Source organism: Tabrizicola sp. (assembly GCF_041913445.1).
Lineage (GTDB): Bacteria > Pseudomonadota > Alphaproteobacteria > Rhodobacterales > Rhodobacteraceae > Tabrizicola.
Genome location: NZ_JAYSFG010000021.1, coordinates 49,769 through 60,063, shown reverse-complemented (window position 1 = coordinate 60,063; position 10,295 = coordinate 49,769). Strand labels below are relative to the sequence as shown.

The 10,295-nt window shown below is 66.7% G+C and carries 9 protein-coding genes; all 9 read right to left on the bottom strand.

The features are described from left to right. Nucleotides 1–61 precede the first annotated feature (61 nt). A complete protein-coding gene (locus tag ACE3Q6_RS18540) occupies nucleotides 62–1,429 on the bottom strand; it encodes a glutamine synthetase family protein (protein WP_374435702.1) in 1,368 nt (455 codons plus the stop codon). A 186-nt stretch (nucleotides 1,430–1,615) separates the two neighbouring features. Then, on the bottom strand, nucleotides 1,616–2,521 hold the full coding sequence (locus tag ACE3Q6_RS18535; protein ID WP_374435700.1) for a DMT family transporter: 906 nt from the start codon (nucleotides 2,519–2,521) through the stop codon (nucleotides 1,616–1,618). 142 nt (nucleotides 2,522–2,663) lie between these two features. Then, a complete protein-coding gene (locus ACE3Q6_RS18530) occupies nucleotides 2,664–3,578 on the bottom strand; it encodes a 2-hydroxyacid dehydrogenase (protein ID WP_374435710.1) in 915 nt (304 codons plus the stop codon). 190 nt (nucleotides 3,579–3,768) lie between these two features. Continuing rightward, entirely contained in the window at nucleotides 3,769–4,389 is a 621-nt protein-coding gene (locus ACE3Q6_RS18525; protein WP_374435698.1) for a DUF1345 domain-containing protein, read from the bottom strand. Then, complete coding sequence (gene rodA, locus ACE3Q6_RS18520; RefSeq protein WP_374435696.1) at nucleotides 4,390–5,529, bottom strand: rod shape-determining protein RodA; 1,140 nt, start codon at nucleotides 5,527–5,529, stop codon at nucleotides 4,390–4,392. Between the two features lie 12 nt (nucleotides 5,530–5,541). Further along, nucleotides 5,542–7,488: a penicillin-binding protein 2 gene (mrdA, locus tag ACE3Q6_RS18515; protein WP_374435693.1), complete on the bottom strand. Its 1,947-nt coding sequence runs from the start codon at nucleotides 7,486–7,488 to the stop codon at nucleotides 5,542–5,544. Further along, nucleotides 7,485–8,024 (bottom strand): rod shape-determining protein MreD, encoded by a 540-nt coding sequence (locus ACE3Q6_RS18510; protein ID WP_374435691.1) that lies wholly within the window; start codon nucleotides 8,022–8,024, stop codon nucleotides 7,485–7,487. Before ACE3Q6_RS18510 ends, mrdA begins: the two co-directional genes overlap by 4 nt. After that, on the bottom strand, nucleotides 8,017–9,018 hold the full coding sequence (gene mreC / locus ACE3Q6_RS18505; RefSeq protein WP_374435689.1) for a rod shape-determining protein MreC: 1,002 nt from the start codon (nucleotides 9,016–9,018) through the stop codon (nucleotides 8,017–8,019). The genes ACE3Q6_RS18510 and mreC overlap by 8 nt, the downstream gene beginning before the upstream one ends. A gap of 36 nt (nucleotides 9,019–9,054) precedes the next feature. After that, nucleotides 9,055–10,092, bottom strand: coding sequence for a rod shape-determining protein (locus ACE3Q6_RS18500; protein ID WP_374435687.1), 1,038 nt, complete (start codon nucleotides 10,090–10,092; stop codon nucleotides 9,055–9,057). Nucleotides 10,093–10,295 lie beyond the last annotated feature (203 nt).

The following is a 10,295-nucleotide window of genomic DNA, read 5'->3' as shown; positions in this document are numbered from 1 at the left end:
GGGCCCATCCGGGCCCACCATTTGGGGGGGGGGGGGGCCCAATTTCCGCCCCACCCTACAATCAGGCGCGTTCCAAGAGCCGCTCGCGTTCGAAATCCGTGACGACGCGGTCGGTCTCGGAAATCTCCCACTGGGCGGCGTGGTGGTAGTGGTCGATCACGTCATCCCCGAAGGCCTCGCGCAGCATCTGGGACTTGTTCAGCAGATCCGCCGCCTCGCGCAGGGTATGCGGTATCTCGCGGATGCCCTTGGTGTTGTACATGTCCCCCTTCATCTCGGGCTCGAGCGCCATCTTCTTCTCGATTCCGTCCAGCCCCGCCGCCAGAAGCGCCGCGCAGGCAAGGTAGGGGTTCACGTCGGACCCGGGGATTCGGCATTCCACCCGCACAGCCTTGGTGTGCACGCCGCAAACGCGGAAGCCCGCGGTGCGGTTGTCGGCACTCCAGACCGCCTTGGTGGGGGCGAACATGCCGATGGTGAAGCGCTTGTAGCTGTTCACGTAAGGCGCCAGGAACGCCGTGATGTCGCGGGCGTGGTGCAGCTGGCCGGCGAGGTAGTGCTTCATCAGGTCGGACATGCCGTGCTGGTCGTGGTGGTCGGCGAAGGAGGCCTTCCCGTCCAGCGACCACAGGCTCTGGTGGATATGGCTGGACGACCCCGCACGGCGGTGGTCGTACTTGGCCATGAAGGTCACCGACTTGCCCTTGGACCAGGCAATTTCCTTGATCGCGTTCTTGATGATGACGTGGTTGTCGGCCGTATCGAGGGCGTCGGAGTAGCGATAGTTGATCTCCTCCTGCCCCGCCTCGGCCTCGCCCTTGGAGTTCTCCACCGGGATCCCCGCGCCATAAAGCCCGTTGCGGACGGCGCGCATCACGTCCTCTTCCTTGGTGGTCTGGAAGATGTGGTAATCCTCGTTGTAGCCGCCCACGGTCCGCAGGGCGTTCAACCCCCCGTCGCGCAGGTTCTCGTAGGAGTTCTCGAAGAGGTAGAACTCGAGCTCCGTCGCCATCATCGGCTCGAAGCCCATCGCCCGGGCGCGTTCAACCTGTTTCTTCAGGATCGAGCGGGGCGCGTGGGGGACGTCGGCGTGGGTCGCATGGTCCTGCGTGTCGCCCAGGACCAGCGCGGTGCCGGGGAGCCACGGCACCCGCCGCAGGGTCCGAAGGTCCGGCTTCAGCGTGTAGTCGCCATAGCCCGTCTCCCAGCTGGAGGACTTGTAGCCCTGGACCGTGTTCATCTCCATGTCCACGGTGAGAAGGTAGTTGCAGCAATGGGTCTCTTCCCAGCCGCCGTCCACGAAGAACTGCGCGTGGAAGCGCTTGCCCATCAGGCGGCCCTGCATGTCGATGCCGGCCGCGATCACGGTGTCGATTTCTCCGGCCTTCACGGCCTTCTTCAATTCCTCAAGGGTCAGATTACCGGGCATGTCGTGCCTCTTTCCTGAAATGTCGGTGGGGGGAAGGGGCCTAAGCCCCGGACGCGATGGGGATGAACCCCCGACGCTCCGCCGAATTCAGGCTTTCGGGGCCAGCAGGGGCCGCCTTCGGTATCCTGCGGCTCGGACCGCATCTGATCACTCTCCCCGGGTCTCGCGGTTGGCCCGCGAATTTGATCAATCATTCACAGGTCGGGGCGTTTTCGCAACCCCTTCCTGCCGGGGCGCCCTTGCCCCCATCACCGCATTCAGCGTCACGGCGGCCAGAAGCACGCCACCGCCTACGAAGGTGGCCGTGCTGGCCGTCTCGCCCAGGAAGACGAAGACCCAGATCGGGGCGAGAAGGACCTCGATCAGCGACAGGAGGGTCAGTTCGGCGGCAGGGATCACCCTCGACCCCAGCGTGTAGGCCACCATCCCCAGGGCAAGGATCGCCGCACCCATGCCCGAGGCGATGGCGATGTCATGGCCCGAGGCGAGGACCGACTGGTCTTGCGACCACAGGACCAGCGCGGCGACGATCATCGAGAAGACCCCGCCCAGCATCGAGACCGGCAGCATCTCCCCAACCTTGCCCCAGCGCAGGCAGACCGAGAAGGCACCGAAACCGGCGGCGGACATCAGCGCGGCAAGGTTCCCGGCCAGGGCGCCCATCGCCAGCCCCTCGCGCACCATCAGGTACATGCCGAAGACGGCAAGGCCGATCGCGGCCCAGGTCCAGGGCTTCACCCGCTCGCCCAGGATGATCCAACCCAGGATCGCGGCCACGAAGGGCGAGGCGGTGAAGAGGAAGACCGCGTTGGCGATGGTGGTGGTCTGGATCGCGTAGATCGCGCCCGAGAAGGCGAAGACGAGGCCGAGGCCGCCGATGGTCCCGGCCACGCCCACCTTGCGGATCTGGTCAAGCGGCCTCCTGCCGGAGGTCCACCAGATGAAGGCGAACAGGACGGGGACCATGCCCACCGACCGCCAGAACAGGATCTGCCAGACGGATGCGGCCTCGATCTGGCGCAGGCAAAGGCCCATCAGCGACCAGAGCGTCCCCGCCACCAGAACCAGCGCCACACCCTGCCCGTATCGCATTCCGCACCTCGTTTGCGGTAGTGCTGACACGGGGCGCGGGTTCCGGCTGTTCCGTTCCCGACCTGTTGCGCGCAGCGAGGGCTCTTCGCGTCCCTTCGCTCATCGCGAGGTCCCGCGAAGAGGGACTTTCGGCAAGGGCTGGTCAGTAGCCCCGCGCGCGGTCGACGAGGTGGAGGAAGGGCTCACCGGCCTCGCCGCGCCGGATGTTCTCGGCGATCACGCGAGAGGATGTGACGGCGCGGGTGTCGGCGGCGATGTGGGGGGTGACTGTCACGCGGGGGTGAGTCCAGTAGGGGTGATCGCCGGGCAGCGGCTCCACCCGGAAAACGTCCAGCGTGGCGTGGCCGATCTGGCCCGCGTCCAGGGCAGAAAGAAGCGCGTCATCGTCGATCAGCGCGCCGCGGCCGGGGTTCAGGATCACCGCGCCCTTCGGCAAAAGTGCAAGGCGGTCCGCGTTCAGGAGGTTCTCGGTCTCCGGCGTCTTGGGCAGCAGGGTGACGAGGATCTGAGCCGTGGACAAGGCCGCGCGGAGGCCGTGCTCGCCGTGCAGTTGCCCGGGCTTCTCGGTCCGGCTCCAGCCGGTGACGGGGAAGTTGAGGGCGAGGAGCGCCGTCGCGCAGGCGGAGCCGAGGGCGCCCATGCCGAGGATCGTCACCGGGCGTTCGCGCGCCAAGGGCGGGCAGGTCGGGTCCCAGGTGCGGGAGGGGTTCACGATGTGGCGGTCCATGCCGAGGTGGTGGCGCAGGGTGTGGCCCACGACCCATTCCACCATCCCTTCCGTCAGGCCGGGGTCGACCATCCGGCAGAGCGGTTGGGTGAGGGTGGGGTTGCCCACGATGCGTTCTACCCCGGCCCAGAGGTTCAGGACTGCCTTTGTCCGCGTGTAGGGCGTGAAATCCTGCAGGGGCGAGGCGGGGGCGTAGATGATGTAGTCGACCGTGGCCGGGTCGGCCTCGGTGACGAGGGTGGCGTCGATCCCGGCCTCGGCCAGGGCGGCGGGGAGGTGGGGTTCATATTCGGTCCAAAGCGAGGGCGCGGCGAAGAGGACGATCGGCATGGGTGGGGCTTTCGGGGTGTCCACGCGTGGACGGGATTTCGGGGCGAGGGATTTCAACAGGTTGGGCGTGGACGTTCAGGGTTTGTCAAGCACGATCCATCGCGCGCGGGACCGCACCGCGACCGGAATTTTCAAAAATTCCGGATCGGAGCCTTCGAAGGCTCCGGTCCGATTTCTTCGAAGAAATCGGCTACTGCCCGGCCGTCACGGCGGCGTTCACGGCAAGGGCCAGGATCCCGGTGTTGTAGAAGAAGCTTGCCACGCCATGCACCAGCACCGCCCGGCGCATCTCGCGCGTGGTGACCTCGATGTCCGAGACCTGGGCGGTCATCCCGATGGTGAAGCTGGCATAAAGGAAATCCCAGGCGTCCGGGTCATCCTTGCCGGGGAACCGGAAGCCCGGCGCGGGGCCCTTGTAATGCAGGTGGGCATAGTGGAACCCGGCCAGCACATGGATCGTCGCCCAGCCGAGCGGCAGGCTTGCCAGCGCGGCAAGGCGGGCGGCCCAGGTGTTCGCCTCGGCGTTCACCACCAGGAAGATCGCCGTGATGCTGACGACGACCGCGACCAGCGCAAGGCCCAGGATCAGGGCCACGCCCTCGTCGTCCTCGGCGGCATGGCGACGCAGGTCCCCGGCGGAGGTCGAGCCGAGGATGCGCGCGGTCAGCACGAGGTAGATCAGGAAGAAGGCATCGACCGCGACCAGAAGCGCGAAGACCGGCGTCACGGACAGAAGCCAGGCCGCGAGTCCGGCCCCGAGGCCCAGGGCAAAGGCGATCAGGAACCGGCCATGCCGCGGGGCGAAGCGCACCTAGCGGGGCCTGTGGACATGGGCGCTTTGCACCAGCCCGAAGCCCACCAGGAGCACCATCATCGCGGACCCCCCGTAGCTGAGAAGCGGCAGCGGCACGCCGACGACCGGGGCCATGCCCATCACCATCGACAGGTTCACCGCGATGTAGAAGAAGAAGTTCGCGGCCACCCCGATGATCAGAAGCGAGGAGAAGCGGTCGCGGTTCTGCCAGGCGGCGACCAGGCAGAAGCCGATGATCAGCGCGTAAAGCGCCAGAAGCGAGAAGGCGCCGACGAAGCCGAACTCCTCGGCCAAGGTGGTGAAGATGAAGTCGGTGTGCTTTTCGGGCAGGAAGTTCAGCCGGCTCTGCGTGCCTTGCATGAAGCCCTTGCCGCTCCACCCGCCCGACCCCAGGGCGATCTTCGCCTGGATGATGTTGTAGCCCGCGCCCAGCGGGTCGGCCGAGGGGTCGAGGAAGGTGTCGATCCGTTTGTACTGGTAGTCGTGCAGGAACTGCCATGGCGTGCCGCGCAGGGTGAAGACGCCGACGATGGCGCTGACCCCCAACGCCAGGACGGCGCCGAAGTACCACAGCGAGACGCCCGCGACGAACATCACCGTGGCCCCGGCAAGAAGCAGCATCAGCGAGGTGCCGAGGTTCGGCTGCATCAGGACCAGCACGGTGGGCGCGACGATGATCAGCACCGGGATCAGCACGTAAAGGGGCCGCGAGACGCGCTTGGGGTCGAGCCAGTCGTAATAGGCGGCCAGCAGCATCACGAGCGTGAACTTCATCATCTCGGACGGCTGCAGGCGGATGAACCCGAGGTCGATCCAGCGCTGCGCGCCCATGCCGACGGCTCCGAAGAACTCCACGATCAGAAGAAGCACGAAGGCCACGAAATAGGCCACTCCGGCCATGGACCGCCAGAACCAGATCGGGATCATCGCCACGATGAACATGAGGATCAGGCCCACGGCGAAGCGTTCCATCTGCGGCCGGGCCCAGGTCTCGAGGTTCCCGCCCGCGATGGAGTAGAGCATCAGGAAGCCGACCGAGGCCACCGCGATGATCAGCACGACGAGCGGCCAGTTCATGTAGAGGATCTTGCGGATCCCGGTGGGCGCGAACTTGACGCGGTATTCAAGGAAACTCATCGCCCGCGCCCTTCAGGTTTCGGTCTTCACGGGCGGCTGCCCGGTGACGGGGTCGCGCAGCGGCAGCTCCTTCAGCATGGTCTCGATGCGGCCGCGCTGGCTGGAAGGATAGGCCTCGAGGGGCGGCAGGCCGCCCGAAAGCGCGCGCAGGATCACGTCGCGGGCGATGGGCGCGGCCGCCGTGGAGCCGCCGCCGCCATGCTCAACCACCACCGAGATGGCATAGCGCGGCGCCTCATAGGGCGCATAGCCCACGAACAGCGCGTGGTCGCGCCGGTTCCAGGGCAGGTCCTCGTTCGCGATCACCCCTGCCGCCCGTTCTGCCGCGGTGATGTTGCGGACCTGGCTGGTGCCGGTCTTGCCCGCGAAAGCCATGGTCGGATCGACGATCCGGCTGGATTTCGCCGTGCCGTGATCGCCGTTCACCACCTCGTACATGCCCTTGCGCACGGCCGCGAGGTATTCGGGCGGGATGTCCAGCGGCGGTGCCTCGGCCGTGGGAAGCTCCTGGTCGCGGATCATCCGGACAAGGCGCGGCGCGACGGCCCGTCCGCTTGCGATGCGGGCGGTCATCACCGCAAGCTGCAGCGGAGAGGTCAGGACATAGCCCTGACCGATCGAGGCGTTGATCGTGTCGCCGATCCGCCAGTCCTGCTTGTGGCGCTCCAGCTTCCATTGCTTGTCGGGCATGATGCCCTCGGTGATCGCCGACATCGGGATGTCGAAGCGCTGGCCAAGGCCAAGCTTGCGGCCCATCTCGGCGATCTTGTCGATGCCGACCTTCTGGGCGATGTCGTAATAGTAGACGTCGCAGCTTTCCGACAGGCTCTGCTCCAGCCGCACCGTGCCGTGGCCCGACCGCTTCCAGCAGTGGAAGCGCCGGCCGCCGAATTCAATGTGGCCGGGGCAGTAGACCTTGGTGTCGGGCGTGGTAACCCCGGCCTCGAGCGCGGCAAGGGCGGTGACCATCTTGAAGGTCGACCCGGGCGGATAGGCACCCGAGACGGTCTTGTTGGCAAGCGGCCGGTGGTCGTTCTCGGTCAGGGCCTTGTAGTCGGTGTGGCTGATTCCCCGGACGAAGAGGTTCGGATCGAACGACGGGGCCGAGGCGATGCAGAGGATGTCGCCGTTCGTCACGTCCATCACCACGACGGCCGCGCTTTCGGTGCCAAGACGGACCTGGGCGAAGTTCTGCAGGTCGGCGTCGATGGTCAGGCGGATGTCGGTGCCGGGGTCGCCATCCTGACGCTCCAGCTCGCGCATGACGCGGCCGGCCGAGTTGACCTCGATCCGCTTGGTCCCCGCCTGGCCACGCAGGGTGTCCTCCATCCATTTCTCGACGCCGATCTTGCCGATCTGGAACTTGGGGATCTTCAGAAGCGGGTCGGGCGTCTCGAGTTCGGCCAGGTCCTTGTCGCTGACGGGGCCGACATAGCCCACGACATGGGCGAAGTCGTAATCGAGCGGATAGCGGCGGGACTGGCCGACCTCGGGCACCACGCCGGGCAGCGCCGGGGCGTTCACCGCGACCTTGGAAAAGTCGTCCCATGACAGGCGCTCGGCCACCGTGACGGGAACGAAGGCCGAGAGCGAGTTCACCTCTTCGATGGTCTGCTGCAATTCTTCGGCGGTCATCGGGATGATGCTGGCCAGCCGGCGCAGCACCAGTTCGACATCGCCGGCGGCTTCCCGAGTGATGACGACGCGGTAGTTCTGCTCGTTCCCGGCGATGATCTTGCCGTTGCGGTCCTGGATCAGGCCCCGGACGGGCGGGATGAGGCGGATGTTGATCCGGTTTTCTTCGGCCAGAAGCTTGAACTCATCGGCCTGGTCGACCTGGAGATAGCGCATGCGGACGCCAAGCACGGCGACCATCGCCGACATCGCCCCGCCCAGCATCAGCGTGCGGCGGTTGAGCGTGCGGTTGCTCTCCTCGGTGTCGCGGGCGGTGCGTCTCACAGCCGTCTCCCGAAATTGTCGACCTCGCCGGTGGCGGGCTTGCGCAGGTCAAGGGCCAGGCGCGACAGGCCCACGACCACCGGATAGACCGCGATGGACCACAGGACCTGCACGATGGCAAAGCCGAAAGGGGCCTGCGGCACGAAGGCGACCCCGAGGACCAGGCGATAGACCAGCATCATGCCCAGCATGACGCCCGAGACAAGCAGCCATTCCACCACGAAACTTAACTCTCGTGTGAGCGCGATGCGCCCGCGCAGGAATTCGGTGGCGATGATCACGATGGCGGTCCAGAGCCCCGGGGGCCGCAAGAGGATCAGGTCCTCGGCCAGGATGATGACCAGGATCAGCGGCATCGGCAGGAAATCCGGCCGCCGCACGATCCAGGCCATGATGACGCAGACCAGAAGGTCGGGGCCGGGAAGCGCGCCGGGCGCGTTGCCCAGGGGCAGAAGCCGGATGAACAGAAGGACAAGCGCGATGGCCAGGAAGAGCCCGCGGAAGATCCACTGTTCCTGACGCCAGAACTCAACCATCGGCGGCCTCCGGGGCGGGGCCCTCGGCGGCGCCGGACCCGGCAGCTTCGACATCGCCGCCTTCGGTCGGGACCGGGGGCGCCCCGGCGGCGGCTTCGGCGGCCCCGGCCGAAGTGTCGGGCTGCGGCTGGGTGGCGGGCGGGGCGACCAGGCTGCCGGGATCGGTGATCGGCTCCAGCTCGTGGCTGCGCAGGACGCGCAGGAACTCCAGCCGCTGGTAATCCGCGGCCAGAACCACGCGCAGCCGCTTGTCGGTGCCAAGGGCCACCTGGCCCACCAGAAGCCCCGCCGGGAAGACCGTGCCGTCGCCCGAGGTCACCACGCGGTCCCCGGGGCGCACCTCGTCGGTGTCCTCGATGAACTCCAAGGGCGGCAGGGGCGAGTTGTCGCCGCTGAGCAGCGCCTTCTGACCCGAGGGTTGGATCGTCACCGGGATCCGGCTGTTGGAATCGGTGACCAGGATCACGCGCGCGGTGCGTTCGCCCACGCCCGAGATGCGGCCCACCAGGCCGATCCCGTCCATCGTCGCCCAGCCGTCGCGGATGCCGTCGCGCGCGCCGACGTTCAGGAGGACGGACTGCCGGAAGGGGCTGCCGCTGTCCGCCATGACGACGCCGGTCACATGGGTCAGCTTCGGGTCAAGGCGGACGTTGTTCAGGTCCAGAAGCCGCGCGTTCTTCTGTTCCAGCTGGAGCGCGGCCTCTTTCCAGGCCTTCATCTGCTGAAGCTCGCGCTTCAGCTCCTGGTTCTGCTCGTAGATGCGGGTATAGCTTTGGAAATCGTCGATCATCCCCGCGACCATCGTCACGGGCGCCATCGCCCAGTCAAAGCTCGGCACCACCGCGTCGATCAGCGCCGCGCGGAAGCGTTCCACCCGGGGGCTGTCGATGCGCCAGACCAGGAAGATCACCAGCAGAAGCAGCACAGCGATCCAGACCAGCAGCCTGCGCAGCGGGCGCGAGTAGTCCTCGGGGGCGGTGCGGTTCTTGGCCACGGTTCAGACTTCCTTCGCCGCCGGATGCGGGTCGGATCAGGTATCGTAGTCGATCACATGCCGAAGCTGCTTCTCGTATTCCAGCGCCTTCCCGGTCCCAAGGGCAACACAATTCAGTGACTCGTTGGCCACGCTGATCGAAAGCCCGGTCTGTTCGCGCAAGGAAAGGTCCAGCTCGCCCAGAAGCGCCCCGCCCCCGGTCAGCATGACGCCGCGGTCGACGATGTCGGCGGCGAGGTCGGGCGGAGTGGCTTCCAGCGCCTGCATCACCGCGTCGCAGATCTGCTGCACGGGTTCGGCCAGGGCTTCCGCGACCTGGGCCTGGTTGATCTCCGTCTCCTTCGGCACCCCGTTCAGCAAGTCACGGCCCCGGATGGTCATCGAGGACCCCCGCCCGTCGTCGGGCATCCGCGCCGTGCCGATGGAGGTCTTGATCCGCTCGGCCGTCGATTCCCCGATCAGCAGGTTCTGGTGACGTCGGAGGTAGGAGACGATGGCTTCGTCCATCCGGTCCCCGCCGACGCGGACGGACCGGGCATAGACGATGTCGCCCAGGGACAGGACCGCGACCTCGGTGGTCCCGCCGCCGATGTCGACGACCATGTTGCCGGTCGGTTCGGTGATTGGCATCCCGGCCCCGATGGCCGCCGCGATGGGCTCGGCGATCAGGCCCGCGCGCTTGGCACCGGCCGACAGCACCGACTGCCGGATCGCCCGCTTTTCGACCGGAGTCGCGCCATGCGGCACGCAGACGATGATCTTGGGTTTCGAGATCGTGGACCGCTTGTGCACCTTGCGGATGAAATGCTTGATCATCTCTTCCGCCGCCTCGAAGTCGGCAATGACCCCGTCGCGCATCGGTCGGATCGCCTCGATGGTGCCCGGCGTCCGGCCCAGCATCAGCTTGGCATCCTCACCCACGGCGAGGACCTGTTTCTTGCCGTCCTTGTTGTGATAGGCCACCACCGAGGGCTCGTTCAGCACGATGCCCTTTCCGCGGATGTAGACCAGCGTGTTCGCGGTCCCGAGGTCGATCGCCATGTCCGACGAAAACAGGCTTGGGAAGACAGCCATGGGTGGTCCTTCAGAAATAACAGACGCCCCGACTCGGGGTCTCCGACGGGGCGCCTTCTTATAGGGGCATGGGACGCACAAGCGAAAGCCCCGCCGGGGGGCAATCCGCGCACTTCCGCGTGCTTGCAGAAATCAGGCCTTTTGGGAGGCTTGGGCGACTTGATTTCGCGCTTCCTTGCACTTTTCCGATATGCCACCCTGTC

Coding starts and splice junctions, on each gene's coding strand:
- ACE3Q6_RS18535 (WP_374435700.1), bottom strand. CDS start 2,521: ATGCGATACGGGCAGGGTGTGGCGCTGGTTCTGGTGGCGGGGACGCTC.
- ACE3Q6_RS18540 (WP_374435702.1), bottom strand. CDS start 1,429: ATGCCCGGTAATCTGACCCTTGAGGAATTGAAGAAGGCCGTGAAGGCC.
- ACE3Q6_RS18510 (WP_374435691.1), bottom strand. CDS start 8,024: ATGGTTGAGTTCTGGCGTCAGGAACAGTGGATCTTCCGCGGGCTCTTC.
- ACE3Q6_RS18500 (WP_374435687.1), bottom strand. CDS start 10,092: ATGGCTGTCTTCCCAAGCCTGTTTTCGTCGGACATGGCGATCGACCTC.
- ACE3Q6_RS18530 (WP_374435710.1), bottom strand. CDS start 3,578: ATGCCGATCGTCCTCTTCGCCGCGCCCTCGCTTTGGACCGAATATGAA.
- rodA (WP_374435696.1), bottom strand. CDS start 5,529: ATGAGTTTCCTTGAATACCGCGTCAAGTTCGCGCCCACCGGGATCCGC.